The organism is Pantoea sp. S61, assembly GCF_016625145.1.
In the GTDB taxonomy this organism is placed as follows: Bacteria; Pseudomonadota; Gammaproteobacteria; order Enterobacterales; family Enterobacteriaceae; genus Pantoea; species Pantoea rwandensis_B.
In genome coordinates, this window is sequence record NZ_JACVUO010000003.1 from 294,003 (window position 1) to 309,220 (window position 15,218).

Annotated in this window: 19 protein-coding genes and 1 pseudogene; 8 read left to right on the forward strand and 12 right to left on the reverse strand. The window is 46.4% G+C overall.

Annotation, left to right across the window (positions count from 1 at the left end; all coding sequences use genetic code 11):
- Positions 1–48 precede the first annotated feature (48 nt).
- A complete protein-coding gene (locus IAE30_RS09340) occupies positions 49–276 on the reverse strand; it encodes a hypothetical protein (RefSeq protein ID WP_038650089.1) in 228 nt (75 codons plus the stop codon).
- A 292-nt stretch (positions 277–568) separates the two neighbouring features.
- Between IAE30_RS09340 and IAE30_RS09345 the strand changes: the two genes are divergently transcribed.
- Entirely contained in the window at positions 569–778 is a 210-nt protein-coding gene (locus IAE30_RS09345) for a DUF3606 domain-containing protein (protein WP_045814373.1), read from the forward strand.
- Between the two features lie 68 nt (positions 779–846).
- On the opposite strand, the gene IAE30_RS09350 is transcribed toward IAE30_RS09345, so the two are convergent.
- A complete protein-coding gene (locus IAE30_RS09350; protein WP_038646797.1) occupies positions 847–2,220 on the reverse strand; it encodes a methyl-accepting chemotaxis protein in 1,374 nt (457 codons plus the stop codon).
- Between the two features lie 333 nt (positions 2,221–2,553).
- Here IAE30_RS09350 and IAE30_RS09355 point away from each other — a divergent pair, with 333 nt between their 5' ends.
- Both IAE30_RS09355 and IAE30_RS09360 read left to right on the forward strand, forming a co-directional pair.
- On the forward strand, positions 2,554–4,329 hold the full coding sequence (locus IAE30_RS09355; protein ID WP_038646795.1) for a GGDEF domain-containing phosphodiesterase: 1,776 nt from the start codon (positions 2,554–2,556) through the stop codon (positions 4,327–4,329).
- A 494-nt stretch (positions 4,330–4,823) separates the two neighbouring features.
- Positions 4,824–5,093, forward strand: coding sequence for a hypothetical protein (locus tag IAE30_RS09360; RefSeq protein WP_156102795.1), 270 nt, complete (start codon positions 4,824–4,826; stop codon positions 5,091–5,093).
- Positions 5,094–5,239: 146 nt separating this feature from the next.
- On the opposite strand, the gene IAE30_RS09365 is transcribed toward IAE30_RS09360, so the two are convergent.
- From IAE30_RS09365 to IAE30_RS09385, 5 genes are all read right to left on the reverse strand, one after another.
- Complete coding sequence (locus IAE30_RS09365) at positions 5,240–5,464, reverse strand: hypothetical protein (protein WP_156102794.1); 225 nt, start codon at positions 5,462–5,464, stop codon at positions 5,240–5,242.
- 495 nt (positions 5,465–5,959) lie between these two features.
- Positions 5,960–6,187 carry a YgdI/YgdR family lipoprotein gene (locus IAE30_RS09370; protein WP_038646791.1) on the reverse strand — a complete coding sequence of 76 codons (228 nt, stop codon included), beginning with the start codon at positions 6,185–6,187 and terminating at the stop codon, positions 5,960–5,962.
- 13 nt (positions 6,188–6,200) lie between these two features.
- Complete coding sequence (locus IAE30_RS09375; protein WP_039334005.1) at positions 6,201–6,434, reverse strand: YgdI/YgdR family lipoprotein; 234 nt, start codon at positions 6,432–6,434, stop codon at positions 6,201–6,203.
- A 521-nt stretch (positions 6,435–6,955) separates the two neighbouring features.
- Positions 6,956–7,279 carry a hypothetical protein gene (locus tag IAE30_RS09380; protein ID WP_200538628.1) on the reverse strand — a complete coding sequence of 108 codons (324 nt, stop codon included), beginning with the start codon at positions 7,277–7,279 and terminating at the stop codon, positions 6,956–6,958.
- A gap of 654 nt (positions 7,280–7,933) precedes the next feature.
- Entirely contained in the window at positions 7,934–8,140 is a 207-nt protein-coding gene (locus IAE30_RS09385) for a hypothetical protein (protein ID WP_038646785.1), read from the reverse strand.
- A gap of 333 nt (positions 8,141–8,473) precedes the next feature.
- Here IAE30_RS09385 and IAE30_RS30025 point away from each other — a divergent pair.
- A pseudogene (locus tag IAE30_RS30025) lies at positions 8,474–8,785 on the forward strand (hypothetical protein).
- Here the strand turns inward: IAE30_RS30025 and IAE30_RS09390 are convergent.
- Positions 8,775–9,014, reverse strand: a complete 240-nt coding sequence (locus tag IAE30_RS09390; protein ID WP_071845612.1) for a biofilm development regulator YmgB/AriR family protein — start codon at positions 9,012–9,014, stop codon at positions 8,775–8,777. The pseudogene IAE30_RS30025 and the gene IAE30_RS09390 overlap by 11 nt on opposite strands.
- A 1,680-nt stretch (positions 9,015–10,694) precedes the next feature.
- On the opposite strand from IAE30_RS09390, the gene IAE30_RS09395 reads away from it, so the two are divergent.
- The 3 genes from IAE30_RS09395 (at position 10,695) to IAE30_RS09405 (ending at position 12,249) form a co-directional block, all read left to right on the forward strand.
- Positions 10,695–10,949: a hypothetical protein gene (locus IAE30_RS09395; protein ID WP_038646781.1), complete on the forward strand. Its 255-nt coding sequence runs from the start codon at positions 10,695–10,697 to the stop codon at positions 10,947–10,949.
- A gap of 269 nt (positions 10,950–11,218) precedes the next feature.
- Entirely contained in the window at positions 11,219–11,461 is a 243-nt protein-coding gene (gene ycgZ, locus IAE30_RS09400) for a regulatory protein YcgZ (protein ID WP_039328007.1), read from the forward strand.
- Between the two features lie 521 nt (positions 11,462–11,982).
- Entirely contained in the window at positions 11,983–12,249 is a 267-nt protein-coding gene (locus IAE30_RS09405) for a biofilm development regulator YmgB/AriR family protein (protein ID WP_200679365.1), read from the forward strand.
- A gap of 216 nt (positions 12,250–12,465) precedes the next feature.
- On the opposite strand, the gene IAE30_RS09410 is transcribed toward IAE30_RS09405, so the two are convergent.
- From IAE30_RS09410 to IAE30_RS09420, 3 genes are all read right to left on the reverse strand, one after another.
- Positions 12,466–12,663 carry a hypothetical protein gene (locus tag IAE30_RS09410; RefSeq protein ID WP_200679367.1) on the reverse strand — a complete coding sequence of 66 codons (198 nt, stop codon included), beginning with the start codon at positions 12,661–12,663 and terminating at the stop codon, positions 12,466–12,468.
- Between the two features lie 79 nt (positions 12,664–12,742).
- A complete protein-coding gene (locus IAE30_RS09415) occupies positions 12,743–13,003 on the reverse strand; it encodes a hypothetical protein (protein WP_038646771.1) in 261 nt (86 codons plus the stop codon).
- Positions 13,004–13,145: 142 nt separating this feature from the next.
- The gene (locus IAE30_RS09420) at positions 13,146–13,451 is read right to left on the reverse strand and encodes a hypothetical protein (protein ID WP_200679369.1); all 306 of its coding nucleotides are present in this window, start codon (positions 13,449–13,451) and stop codon (positions 13,146–13,148) included.
- Positions 13,452–13,691: 240 nt separating this feature from the next.
- Between IAE30_RS09420 and IAE30_RS09425 the strand changes: the two genes are divergently transcribed.
- Complete coding sequence (locus IAE30_RS09425) at positions 13,692–13,937, forward strand: hypothetical protein (RefSeq protein WP_052059404.1); 246 nt, start codon at positions 13,692–13,694, stop codon at positions 13,935–13,937.
- Between the two features lie 94 nt (positions 13,938–14,031).
- On the opposite strand, the gene IAE30_RS09430 is transcribed toward IAE30_RS09425, so the two are convergent.
- A complete protein-coding gene (locus tag IAE30_RS09430; protein ID WP_200679371.1) occupies positions 14,032–15,192 on the reverse strand; it encodes a diguanylate phosphodiesterase in 1,161 nt (386 codons plus the stop codon).
- Between the last annotated feature and the right edge of the window lie 26 nt (positions 15,193–15,218).

A 15,218-nucleotide genomic window follows, 5' to 3' on the forward strand; every position in this document is an offset into this window, starting at 1 on the left:
TTACACCCTTAATTAATGTGCCGGCAGAATTCATACTGCCGGCAAAATTTATTTGGTAGAAAGCTGATATTCAGGGTGTTTTCCTGCCAGCAGTAGTAAAAATTCGTATTCTCCCTGACTGAGTTGAGCAGGTTTCGAAAGCGACTCCTTCATTTGCCACACTCTCAGACTCAGATTAAATCTTTCGGCTGCATTAGCCTGTGTCATACCCGCTTCAATGCGTAAGCTTCGAATATCATGCTGGACGGACATTACCGGTACAAAGTTGTTTTTCATCATAACTTATCTCTGGCGTTGGTCTTTGGTGTGTGTAATGGTCAAAGAAACTTTATAAAAAACTCCACTTTCAAATATTTAATGCTCATAAATCTAGTTATGGAAAATTAACGCTTCGCTTATATTTTCACCCGCCTCGCTTACTTCCCGTCTCTATATCAGAAACATCCCATAAATAGTTTTAGACATTTATTAGGGAATATTCTGCTTTTTAGTTTAATCAAATCATTCAGAATCTGACCCCCAATTGGCCCCAATTAAATCAGAAAATTTTTTTCATATGAGGTTAGTCATGAAAGACCCGATTCAACGTCGCATCCCCCATGATTTGACGCAGGTAATAATTAACGAGCACTGGCAAATAACCTACTGGACTCTTACGCTCCAAACCACTCAGGAAAGGCTGACCAGAGCTATCAGGGAAGTAGGTTCAAATACAGAACAGATACGTGCATGGCTCAGGGATCATCCCCCTCTCATAACACCCAAGACCATGATTTAATTATCTGTAATTAAATGAGATTTTATTAGCAATTAAATCAGTTATCCCATGGCGTAGGTTAATGTGTCTTACACTTGATTGGTTGCCGGTAATGCGAAATGAATGATGGTCTTAGCCATGTCTTCGGTTCTGCTATTGAGCCTTACGGCTGAGCTGGCAACATGCCTGACCAATGTGGAATTTTGCTGTGTGACCCGTTCGAGATCGGTTACTGCCTGCGTCACCTGAATGATCCCTTTGCTCTGTTCATTTGAAGCATAAGATATTTTCCTGATGAGTTCATCAACTGAAAAAACGCATTGGGTCAACGCTTCCATAGTGTTCCCGGCACGATCTGCGACCTCTTTGCCTTCATTCACACGAGAGAGAGTTGCATTGATTAACCCTTCAATTTCTTTGGCTGCACTTGCGCTGCGCTGAGCAAGTGTACGAACTTCTGTAGCAACAACAGCGAATCCTCTGCCCTGTTCTCCTGCCCGTGCTGCTTCAACGGCAGCGTTTAACGCCAGTATATTTGTCTGAAATGCGATACTGTTAACTGTGGCGGTAAACTGCCGTATTTTTTCGGCTTCCTCGGTAATACCATTCATCATGAGCCCAACTGAGTTCACCAGCGTTTCGCCTTCTCCGGTTATGTATGCCGCTTTCTCTGCAAGACTGCTTGCTTCATCAGCACTTAATGCATTTTGCTGAACGTTTGCACTCAATTGGGTAATACTATGGGCTGTCTGCTCTAAGGAAGATGCCTGTTGAGTAGTCCTGCCAGAGAGGTCAGTATTGCCCGCTTCGATGTCTTCAGCCTCACGCTTCAGCAGGTCCGTATTTTTCTTGATGGAAAGTACAGTTAACAAAAGACTGTCTTGCATGGTTTTCACAAGTGGTACCAGCTGCCCTACACAATTTCTACCCAAATCTTGCAATGGATTAGTCAGTTCGCCGGAAGCAATTCCTCTGAAATGTTCCCTTAAGGTTGTCAGAGGCTCAACGAGGTGCACGACCAGAAAACGGTCGCAGAACACCAGTAACACAATGATAAATAATGAGGCAACGGTGAAAGCTAACTCGAGTTTTTGACGATCATCATTGAATGCATTCTCTTTATCAGCCAGTTTCTCCCGGAGGAATTCCAAACGCTCTTTTGATACTGAATTAAAATTTATATCAGAACCTGTCAAGGCTGTTCGAAATTCATTCCAGTCTGGTGTAGCAGGAACTTCTCCTGCCAGGGTTCTCTTCAAGGAATCGTCACCTGAATTCATCACATTACCTGCTCGGGTCAGAAAGATAAGTTCAGCTACCAACTTTCCTTCACGCTGCGTTTGTTTATGTAGATCTCTTAAGATTTCTGAACCATATAAACCAGCAAGAGCAACAACAATAAAAGCGGCAACAAGAATGCACTGCACTACCCGGCGAATAGTAAAGTTTGTAAGAAATTTCATTTAATTACCTGGTGTTGTGATTAATTTAGGAAAAAATAGTAACCATAAAAATTATTTTCGTAGCGTGCTATTAGATTGCGCGCAAGTGCGTTCTCAGTTAGAGTCTGGCAGGCATTTAAAAAAAAGGAAATATTCCAGCAAGAAATATTTTTCTCTAACAGATAGACCCTTTTAATTAAACTAAAAAAAACAGGACGTACTCGAGTGACCGTCTTATGATGGTGAAAGAGACAACAAAATGCTTAATCTTCACTCAGTTTATAGCTTCTCCTTCCGGTCGGTTTTTTTCTTTCACTTTTACGTTCCGGTTATTAGACCCGGCACGGGGGATTTATGAATAAAAATTTAAATGCTATTAATGAACGTCATAAGCGTGCGCTTGAAGCCCTTCTCGCCCCTGATGAAGAAAGGGACAATGTCCTGAGGAAATTTGTACATTTAGCCAATCAGGCGCTGGGTATCCCTGGGAGCTTCATTTCAGTTTTAGATGAGGAATTTCAATACATACGGGCCTCGCATAATTTCTCACTGAAACACTCAAAAAGAGAAGAGTCTTTATGCCAACATGTTGTTGATGGCGACAGTGCACTCATCGTTTCAGATACATGGCTTGATGCTCGTTTCTTAACCCACCGCTTTGTTACTGGTGAACCTTACATTCGTTTTTATGCTGGCGTTCCGCTTAAAGATCGAGAAGGCCAAGTATTAGGTACTTTTTGTGTGACTGATCGGGAACCACATCCCTTCAGCGATACGCAGCTCGCAACGCTTAAACAGCTTGCTGAGTTAGTAATGTCATTTCTGGAAGCCTGGCATGCCACCGGTTTTAATGACCCTGTTACTCACTTGCCTAACCGCTCACGATTAATCAGCGATATGCAGTCGCTCGCTGCAGAGGGAGATAAGTTCAAGCGTCGTCTGATTATTATTGATTGCCTGAAAATGGCACATGCTTATGACTTAGCTAAAACAGTTGGAATGATGCCGGTTGAAGAACTTCTCAGGGATATAGCTATAAAATTGCCTCGCCGGTTAAGTCCTCAAAACGGTGAGATGATTTATGCGATTTCCACGGGACGCTTCGCCATTCTGGTTCGCGACGAAAGCCGCCTGGACGCCTCGTGGATTGCCGGGCGTATGGAAGGCATCTGTGCAGAATTAGGTAATGGGATATCAATTACCCTCACTTCCCATGCGGGCCAAACGGATTTTACGGCAATTTCATCCAAAGCCTATGATGTCGTTCGCCGTGCTTCGGCTGCACTTGAGGAAGCGATCGATAAAAACTTACCTTCAGTCATTTATAAAGAGTCAGAAGAAATAAAACGTTCGAATGATTTTACGCTTATGAATGAGCTTTCTGATGCAATACGTTTTGATAAGGGCCTGTACCTTGTATATCAGCCTAAAACTTGCCTCAAATCGGGTCAGCCCGTCGGCCTTGAGGCGCTGATACGTTGGACACATCCTGTCAGAGGTGAACTCTCACCCGCGGCATTTGTACCAATGGCTGAACAAACGGACCTACTGCATGAGATGACAGAATGGGTGATTGACACGACGATAGCCTGCCTTAAGCGACTCAATCGACAAAATATTCAATTGCCCGTCACAATAAACGTCAGCCTGAACGATTTCGCAAAAAGCAATTTTGCAGATCTACTGGAATCGAAAATGCTTGAGGCCCGATTACCTAATAACCTACTGGGAATTGAATGCCTTGAAACTGAGCGAATTATTGAAAATGCACAGGCACTATCCGGCTTGCATAGACTTTATGAAAAAGGGTTTAACATATCTCTGGATGATTTTGGGACAGGTTACAGTAACATCAGTTACCTGCGACGTATGCCGCTAGATGTAATAAAACTTGATCGCTCACTCATATCAGGTGTACTCAAAGATGCCTCATCGCTCATCATAGCGCGCAGTATTATCAAAATGTTAAAAGAACTTGATTATACGGTGCTCGCGGAGGGTGTAGAGGACGCTGAAGTAGCCACTCTTCTTAGTGATTTCGGTTGCGACCAGGCTCAGGGGTATTTTTTTGCTAAGCCGCTATCTGATCCTGAACTGGACATATGGCTTCACAGACGCTTGAGGAACTGAAAGCACAAGTCCAGTTAACAATGCGCCTGCTCCGACTTAGCAGCGCGTGACTCCATTAACAGTGTTGCTAATGTTCATTTTGAGAGATTATGAGATTCATCCTAATCGTTTTCATCACCGAAGCGCACTATAATTTTATCGCTTAATACAGATAATTAAGCACCCCCCAGGGGGATGAGTAAACTTTAAGGATCGGTCATCAAACCAACTTTTAAATCCAGCTTTCAACCCGCTATTGCGGGTTTTTTCTTGGTCGTAAAAAACTTCAAGATAATTTTAACTTAATCACACAATTCGTATTTTTTAACTGAATCTTATGATTGACGACTGAAAGAACAAAAGAAATTAAAATATTATTTAACAGCATGAAAATTCGAGTTTGCATATAGCTGTTATTTTTACCCTCCTTTGTTGCTTGAAGGTGCGACACAATGAAAAATTTCATTGCATGTAACCAAAGCACTGGTTAAATTATTAAGGATTTATTGCGAAGGATGGCTGATATGAAACTTGCTCAGAAACACTTTAGATTGTTATCAATAATCAAAGAGAGAGGATCAGTCCCCTCTTCTGTCAAACCCGTTGTGAGAAAAGAGTTGTCAGATATGGGGCTTGTTGAGTTTCTTTTGGGCGATGAATGGATGCGTGAAAAAAAGCGATACAAACTTACTTCGCGCGGGAGAGAAATACTGGATGATTATGACCTTAGTCTGGCTGAAAATGCGTTTAAAAGTACCTGTCAGGGAAAACGTAAGTCCAGTTAAAAGTTATTGATCAATGTATTTCATCAAGTATTCAAAGATAGTCATACACTCCCCTTAATAGTTAAATACCAGTAAGGTAGTACCGATTATCGTAAACACGTCTCCAGAAATCATACTAACTAAAAACTATCGAGAATAACAACAAGCTATTTTTGCTCAAACATATTAAGAATTTCTGCATAATATATTGCTTCCATTGGACATGTGACATTTTCAAGCCTTAACAATAGTCGCGATATCATGGCACGTCTGTTGACACAACGGCGCTCACGTAGCAATTCATGCACCAGTTCACCAACCATAATTTCTGTAGAGGGCAACACTACCTTTTGACTATTTTTATCGCTTTCATCAAGATAATGAATATTCATCTCACCTCCAAGAAACTTAATTAATAGTTCATATACTATAGTTCATATGCCCAGAGTGGCCTTACTGAAATCAGGTCATATTTAATTAAATTTTAAATAATTGACATACCTCACAGATTTTCGATTGATTAATTAAATTCATCCTACACCAATCAAACAAAAGCCACCTCTTATTTAACCACTGAATAATCGAAACATGAATGCTTAATTGATTAAATTTAGTATTCGCCCACAAAAATTATTATCTGAACTTAACATTACAATGCTAGTTTCACTTCAAATCTTTTTTAAGTAACTTTAGCAAGTTCCAGTTGAGCTAACTCCTACAAATCTCCTCTATGCATTGCTTTAAAGCATCTTTAGCAACATTAATACCTTATTCAGCTTTGAACTAAATCCTTTGTCGGAAAGGCTTAATTTTTTTATAACCTAAGAAGTGCTTTAACGTTGTAACCTGGAATGTAAAAACACCGCCACTTCTGGCGGTGTTTTTGATTAATGTGGTATTTCTGATACTTCTTTGACTTCCTGCTTATTAATCTGTTGCTTAACGCCGTTAGCATCAGTGTAACCTAGCAATCCTGCTTCAGTCTCTTTAGGCTTACCATCGCTGACAATTGTTCTACCATCATTAGTATGAATGGCATAACTTGTCCGGGTACAGCCAGTTAAAGCCGACAGCGCGATAAGCGCGGCTAACATTGAGAAAGTGATTTTTTTCATAGACTGTTCCTTATCAATTATCTAATTCACTCATGTTGGTGATTTTATCGCGGTTGATTTGTTCAGTTCGTCCTGACTGGGCATCTTTGTAAGATACTAAGCCCGTATCACTGTCGATTTGAGGCTTACCATCTGTCACGATGGTACGACCGTCTGTAGTCTTAATAGCCTGATTTGAAGAACAGCCCGTAACTGAAACTGCGAAAGCTGAAGCAATTAACAGGAAACCTATGCCTTTTTTATTCATTACTTATCCCTCTTTTTGAAAAAAGTTGATTCTAACTGTTCAATAATAGATGGTTTTCAGCAATCTGCGTCAGTATTGTGCTCATACCCCACGATATGCAAAAGAGATATGCAGACTATGGTGTCCGTTTTTTATCTTTTTCACGATCCGGTCTGCATTCAATACATTAAAGTACCATCAAATTCTGATAGTACTTTAACTTGCATCTGGCGGTGGTTCGTCTTAGTGAGCTTTAAGCAGGTCTGATACGCCGGACGTTAGCTGTTGGTTGAGTAAGAGACTACCAGAGTTGAGTTAGAGGGCAAGTCGTGACACTAACCTGTTCGAAAATTTGATTTTTCCATTATGAGCATATTTATATCCTGATTCATGTGCTAATGGGTGATCATTCTCATATTGTTTGGATCTCAGGATGAAGATGTCGAATTTTAGAATGCAAAAAAATTAACCTACGCTAGGGTTTAGGGACTAATAGTGTAGATTAGTAAAAACGAGGAGCAACCAGTCTTCAGTGATGTAATTCAGGCTGCGCTCACTGGCTTCATCCACAGACCTTTCTTTTCTGAAAGAGCCCTGATGATTGGTTCAGAAAGATCGACTTCGCTGGACAGTTTTTCAGACTGCCAATAGCGTTCGAGTGTGAGCCTGCCTGTCAGATCACATGTACAATCCATCGTTGCTATAATTTTGTGCCGGGCGACGTTACCCTGCATCGTAGGTACAGAACATACGACTGCAGAAAAATAGAGCTTCTCATCAAACAGGATCCACATATGACCCGGTTCATGCTCAATGTTGCCAAGCATTTCAAAACGACGGTAAACCGTACTGGTGCTGTAAGACATAGGAATAACGTTCATTTGTATCAATCACTCAGGTGCGAATAGTAATATTTATGAACTCGTTGACGAGTATTCACCCGGCACGATATGTTTAACTATATGTTTAGAATATTTTTTTGATTCTATCCACCCCTATTCTTCTTTATGGTGTTTTTTTAATCAATCACTTGTATTAAACACTTGCCCTACCCACTCTAATAAGTGTGTAAAATCTCATTCGTTGTAAGCATACAGTCCTTTTTGAAAGGGTTAAAAAACTATTGTGCACATCCCAACTCTAGTCATAACCCACTAATCTCGGCGTCTATGACGCACTTCTGATAAGCGCTGAATCGTGAATTTTACCTGAAAGAGTTAAGCCCTATAACTGCTTCATTCCACACCCATTTTTTATAATCTAAATGCCCGCAATGATTATGGCCCGGCAGATTAGGGTGATTCTTATGCAGACTATATGAGGATTATACAAATAATATGTGAATGGAGTGCTCTCGCTTACTTTTAAAGATAAATGCCAATCAGGACAAATATTTTTTGGACAAACCAGTATTTTGGTCTAGCTTAATCGGGCTTGGAATTGTTACGGCTTGGGGTGAAATGGAAGCTGAATTTTTTCCCGGGAATTGTCCCGGGATTTTTTTTGCACTTAAAAAGTGGCTATTTTTTACCCACTCCATAGCTGTCTGGTAAAGGAAACCAGTGAGATACGCGATATTGCCTGAATGTAGCGTCCCCCGGCATAAGAATATGGGTAAAATTTTCAAATGATGCCTCATATTTTCCGCTACCTACCCCTTCATCCGTACATATTGCAACTACCTGACCGTCTGCGGGCTTTTCAACTTCATAATCAATCCAGCTCATACATTCTCCATTTTTGCTGGCTTAAAATATGGACTGCTTTTCGCCTTACCGCAAAGCCAAAGTCAATTTTAAGATAAACGGAAAACTGAGGTCTGATTTTCGTGGTTTCGGCAGATGTTGGCCGACCAGATCGTGTAGGGAAATCTCGTTCACTGCAAAAACAAAGTCGCCATGGGTGTGATGATCATAATATCGTGAATCCGTTTGACTAAGGCGCCCCGCTAAACGCATTTGACGGGCTTAAGCGATTCGGATTGCGGCTTTTGGGGTCACCGGGAGGCATCAGGGAAATTACCTATTATTGAAGAATGGGATTGCGCTACGAAGGTGGCCATGCTCTGGAAGGAACAGGGTCTGTATCTGAGGGGGGAAGAGTTGCCGGGCGGCCCGCGGCCGCTGCCGATGCTGGGCGGGTTCAGCCTAACTACCGCCTGTCGGGCGCTAGGGTGCTTTAACCCGTCGGAAACGTCGGACGCCCATTTCATTCTTTCCAACGGTCGCGATGAAGTCTGGTGTGTTTGAAACCGGCATCTTAGAACTGTTGTTATGCGCCGGGACTGTACGGCATTCCGGTTGCCACTCTCCTTTTTGGGCGAACTTATCTATACAAACACCCTGTCGGCAGCCCCCAGACTCAGCGATTAAAAAGCATCCTGAGCAGATCCATCAGGTGTGCCGCCTCGGTTTCATCGCTGGTCGCGTCGAGCCGCGCTATCAGTTTCAGGCACACAGCAGTCCGCGTCAGCCGGCGCTCCTTTCGCAGGATTTCAACGGTAATGCGGCCCAGCAGCGCAATCTGGCAGGGGTGGGTAACCTGGCTAAAGTAACCGGTGAGCCCGGCATCTTTTTCAGGTGGTAGTCCGTCCTGTCGCATGAAATACCCGTGTGGAGTGAATAAGTTCGGGCGCAAAATAACCGATGTAATGGCGCGTGTACAGCAGTAATCCGGCGGCGCTAAATTCTTTAAGCAAAATTTGGCATTACTTCATTAAATTCATAAAGTTAAATTAACGCTTCGGTTATAAGGGAAGCTCGTTGATCAGCATAATAGCGGCGGACGACAGCATGCCCATTATCCTGCCCGATAACATCTTCAGTCAGTTACTCAATCCGAAAGACACTATCCGGGCCAATACCCGGGTATTTCTTGCCGGCGATGCAAAGCCTTTACGCTGCCCTATTAATGCCGTTCGGCTACACCCTATGGCAGTACGCAGCAGAACGGCAGTTCAGGCTGTTCGCACAGGTGCCCTTGCTGGAAACCGTCTATGCGGTGACTGGATGACACTGAAGACTACACCTCGCCGTAGCAAGCCAGCATACAGGTGAGGTATGACGCACACGCCAGCCGCTGCATTAGAATGCGGTGTACGGCCTGACGCGACGATTTTCTGCTATTTGCTGCATCACTGATCGTTCATCATTATCGACAGCGCGCAGACCAACGCGGCAAAAGGGATGTGGGTGGGAATTGTAGCCTGTGCGCTGCGCGACCCGAAGCACCGCGTGTACGAGTGGGACGGCACAGGTGAATCAGGCTGCCTGCACCCGATGCGCAGCTGGCTGGCATTTTGAGTCCACTGACCCGCCTTCTACTGGGGGCGTCGAGCCTTAAAGTCATCTGCGGAGACGGGTGTTATTAGCTCACAGCCCCTAACGCTGCGCAGAACTGACGCAGTTGCGGAACGGCACGGCCGCAGAACAGCTCTCCACCGGAGGGTTGTCACGTGCCGTTCCGCGCATAAATCCTGACGCATCCCAATGAAATGGCAAGCCGCAAGTGCTGTTAGGCCCGCGTTTCAGATTCAGCCGTCCTGTAACACGCGTCCGCCGTCATTTCTCTGAAAAATTGTGCCGAACGCGGGTAGTCCTGTGCGGACGGGTCATAATTTAACTGCCTGAAATACAGGACATCTTTTAACTGAGGAACACATCACGACAACATCAAGACGCGGTGGTGCCGGAAACTTTGCGGCCGACCCGTCACTAGCCTCTGAAGCGAGCAGCAAAGGCGCCGCCGCCAGTGACGGCAACTTTAAAAACTGTCCCGACCGCGCACGCGTGGCCGCCCGGGGTCCAAAACCTGAATTTAATTAAGCTTTACGGACGCGCGCCGAAGGTAATATTTCATCCCGGAGTGCTCAATTAGGGAATTTACATTTCCTAAATATTTTCGATTCTGCTGCACAATAATCTTCACGTTTTACTCCGTGATTTACCCGCCCGATTCGCACTTTCACAGTGTTACCTCACAGACTGACCGGGGAGAACTTTTCGTAATGTGTTAAATCCTCGTTTGAGATTAAATCTCTTCTCAGCCCGATTCCTAAGCTGAAATCGATTTCATTTTACACTTAAGGATTATTCAGTATTTTCCGATGCTTAACCCCTATAAGCTGCCAGGCATCTGAATTCAGGTTGTTTTTATCTTCTGACGGAAACTTTTATTTCAGGCTGAGGGGATAATGCGCTGAAAATAATGATATGGAAGCGGACTTGATTTCATTAAACCACTACACTGAAACACCGTAACGAGACTGAGAGTGAGCTGAACATGTCTGAAGATTTTCATAACGGAAACCAGCTGATTATTGGCGAGGCTGCGGTTCACCTGGCGATGAATAATACGGATATTACCGTTAATTCACTTATCCGGGAACTGGCTGATATGGCCGCAGCTGAAAAAGATCCTTTGCGCTGCGTGCAGATAAGAGGGGCAAAGCGCTGGCTTCGCGGGTTTAAATCATTACCGGGTAACCGGGACGAGCTGAGATGGGTCACCGGAGCGGGCCGCAGCTCAGTGCACTGAATAGTTTAAGCCTGTCCGGGACAAACCGGGTAGGCATCTTCCCTGACCTCTTAACTAAATAGCCAGCCTGTTGTACAACCATTCCATTGAATTACTCACTCACTATTTGCGCACAGGTATCAACCTAACTTACTGAATAATAGATGTAAGCATTTTTTGCACAAAAAGAAAAGTTGTACAACAACACAATTGCTGTACAAGTTTGATTTGGTTGTATAACTTTATCGTCAGACAGAGCCGACTACATTTTAACCATTGAGAGGTTCACCATGCGTCAGAACGTTACGAAATTCCCGGACTCCGCCAGCGATATTGCGCATTACTTCAGTAAAGCATCGGCGCCGACCCAGCAGGAAACGCTGGGACAGATTGTCGTTGAAATCCTGCGCGCAGGCAAGAACCTTAACCGTAAGGCTATCTGTACTAAACTGCTGCGCCGCCTTGAAGTGGCGGCGAATCAGGAAGAAGAGCGTCATTATCAAACACTAATCGGCATGCTGTTTGAACGCTGAGTTTTTCGCTGTAAGCAGTTGATGCCCGCAGCGTGCATTCAGGACCGCCCGGAATAGTTGTCCTGCCACCCTGCCTGGAGGGCATTAACCTGAAGATGCGGGTATGAAAAATAACGATTTAAAACGCCTCGCCGACGTCGTCCTGGGTGAGGCCGTGGTAGCCCTGCTGAGCATCGATGACGGAATTAGCGCAGATAGCGTGGCTCGACAGCTCAGGGCTATGGGTAGCAGTGAGACTACTAAGGACAGGCGAGAAGCTATAGTCCTGGCGCTGGGTGAGGTGCAGACGGAATTTATACAGTCCCGGGAAGGCCTTGATGCAGCAGTGCTGGCATTGGGTGCCCTTAATGGACCGAGTAGTAGCACAAAGAAATAGTAGTCGCTGATTAACCTCAGGACGAATCTCCGTATTTACCGGAGAGCGGCAGGACGCCCGCAGGACGCGGCTACCTAGGGGGTAGCCGTTTTTTTCAGGCTATGAGCCTGGTCACTTTAGCCCGTAGGGCCTGACGGATAACACTATGCAGCTTAATGAACAAAACACCTCTACAGAAGCAAGCATCATTCAGCACTTTCGCAGCGGCGGCGACAAGCTGGCCGCAGAAACTGCCGTGCTAGACGCTGTTATCCGCGACATCGTCATTCATGGTAAAAAGGTAACCAGCAAAGCGATCATACTTTACCTGATCGCCGAGCTGGAGAGCACGACAGATGTGGTTGAGCTTGACATACTACGCAGCGTGCTGGAAATTGTGGTGGGCAAAACGCCTGACGACGAAGGTTTTTGAGACTAATTCTGCTGCGTGACGTGCGCGGCGGCCATTGCTGCTGGGGAATCAAATCCGCCCCGCGAAGCCCACACGGAGCAGCTGATGGCGGCGGTAAGACTTACAGCAATCCAGAATTTCACAGGTTTCTCCCGGCTTAAAAGTTCAACACTTCTTAGTGTGGCACGTCACCGTCAGTGCGCCAGGGTGTATGTCAGAACAGGGGGAATCCGAAAGTCAGTGCATCTGCTCAGCCAGAAGCCTGATGGCGCGTTCGCAGCTTACGCGCATTCCGGCATTGTCGACTGATTCACTCATGCTGTGCAGGGCGCTGGTAATCTCGTGAAGAGAGAGGTGCTGGTCCGGCTTAAGAAGGCGAGCCACGACCGTTCCAATAACGGCGTAGATATCTTCGGCGGTGGTGTCATCATTCATATGACCTCCGTCCGTAAGGTGGATGAGTGTACAGTATAACAGAAAGGGGCAGTGTCAGATACCGCAGCCCCTTAGGCAGTCAGTGAAGCTTCTGCTCTGTTAGTCCTGTGACCCTTTTCCCTCCGGTCTTTTCACCGTTGCGAATACGCATTTCCCGCCTTACTTCTTCAATAGCGCGCAGACCTGCGCGAATCCGATCTTCGTCGGTTTCAGTTTCAATGGCCGACCGTAAGCGATCCGTCAGTGCCGCCCAGCTAATGGCCACGTCCTCATCCAGCAGCGCCGTGACGGCCTCGCCAAGCATAATGTCGGCCATTTTATCTTCAAAATCATTTTTCATGGGGTTATCCGGCAGCAGGTTTTGGGCGCAGAGCTTACCACAGCGCAGCTGGCCCGAACATTAACGGGAAGGATACCTATAGAAAACATTTACACGGCAGTGTTAATACGGGTCACGTTAGGGATGTTGTGCTGAAGGTAGCTTACTCCAGCGCCGGTGATTTGTTTCTGCGGACGCGCTGCTTTGCTGCGGGCGATGAGGCTGCCGCCACCTGTGAAGGCTTATCCAGGCGGTACAGGCAGATGTCGCCGCGCTCCGCCAGGCTTGCCGGCCAGATCATCGCCGCGTTCCCGTCCTCAACGTAAAGCTCGCCCAGCGGTTGCACCACGGCCCAGGGCGCCCCCAGCATACGCCGCAGCTGTAGGATCTCCAGCGCCATGGCCACAGCTTCCGCTTCATAGTTGCCCGGATTTTCTGCGATTTGATTCAAACGATCTTCACTGAGCATTATTGACTCCCCTCTCAGTTATTCCCTCTTGCACTGATAGCCTGCCAGCGGATTGTCGGATACGCACCACAGGTTCATGCTAAAGACATCTGCGGTGCTGATAAGTGTTCTAACCCGCTGCCTTTACGAAATTTTTACGAATAATAATGTGCCGATAGCTTGCAGAGTCCGCAACCAGTTCTACGCTGGGCAGACCAGTGAAAAAAGTCTTCCAACTCTAAAACAACAAAGGCGAAAAAGATGATTCTTAGTGAGTTTATGTTGAGGTTAAACCGCTGGCCTCGCATGCATTTCACAGCAATTGAAAGCGAGCAACGTGATACCGGTATTGAGATTTATGCCATCGACTGCACAAACCAGACCAAAAGCCGGCTGCTTATTTACCGCACGCCCGATACACAACACGCGTCCGCAATGATGACGCATTTCATTACCTGGCTTGAAAAAGCGAATCGTGGCAGAACTCTGCGGTATGAAAAGGCTTAAATACCGGCTGTAATGGCAGAGCAGCCAGCAACCAACCTTACCGCATCCTCCTAATCCTGTTGGGCCCGCTTTGGGCCCTTTTCTTTCCTGTATCTCAAACAGCCTCTCGGGTCTCCGGCCAGGCAACAGCCGCGCCTTCTGCAGTGAACAGGGCACCCTGGAAATCAGTGACACCAGCTGCCTCCAGCCACATCCACTCCTCCGGCTGTTCGATACCCGCAGCAATGACGTTTATCTCCAGCGCTGAACAACAGCGAAGCACCGCGTGTACCACCGCCTGACGGGGACCGCTGCGGTGAATATTGCGCACGATCGCTGCGCCGATGCGCACGCGGTCCGGCTGGACGTGCGCCAGCAGAGACAGTCCTGCCGAACCGTCACCAAAGTTGTCGATAGAGATACTGATACCCGCTTGCTTCAGTTGGCGTACCGCCTGAGTGAATGATTCCAGCTGAGAGATAACCTCTGTTTCACTGACGCCGAGTATTATTTGCTGCGGCACCAGCTCAGCACGGTCAATTGCGTTAATGAGCCGGCTGACGGCATCTGGAAGGTTAACCAGCGTCATGGGCAATATGCTGACGTATAACATGATGTCGTCGGGACACGATCTGCCTGCCTTGTTCAGTGCCTCTGTGACGACGCTTAGGTTATACGCATACAGCGCTTCGCCGGTTAGTCCATCCGGGGCGTCATCGGGTATGGCCTCGATGGCTGTGACTTCACGACCCAGAGGATCAACCACCGGGAGGAAGGTGACGCCCACAGCCGGGAACGAAGGACCGTTCTCATCCGGTACAAAGTCCCAGTAGTCAGCGGGCAAAACCTCGAAGTAGTTTTCTTTCTCACGGGCTTCCACGAAGGTGCGTAAGAACTGCAGGCCCCGATCGTCGTATGTCAGACGATATTTAGACGTGCCGCGGTCAAGCACCGCCTGCAGCACACTGCCGCTGTCATGGCGGCGCAGGTCAAACAGCTCCATACCATGGTTGCCGAAGCGGCGCGACGGTGAATAGTCGCGCATCAGCTCAACCACATTGTGGTGACGCCGGTCGGCGCAGATACGACCATAGATGTCCTGCACGCCCTCCTCCGGGCCCTCAAGAATCTGAAAGAAGTGCGTGCCGTTAAAGAGCAGGATCCCCGTGACCTGATGCCGTGCGTTGAGCAGGCTGGCTTTCTCAACCATACCCGGCAGGATGTTGATGGGTACCTCATCGGCGAGATGGCTTCGGTAAATAATTGTTGTAAGCATTTCTGGCTCCATATTACCGCAGATTG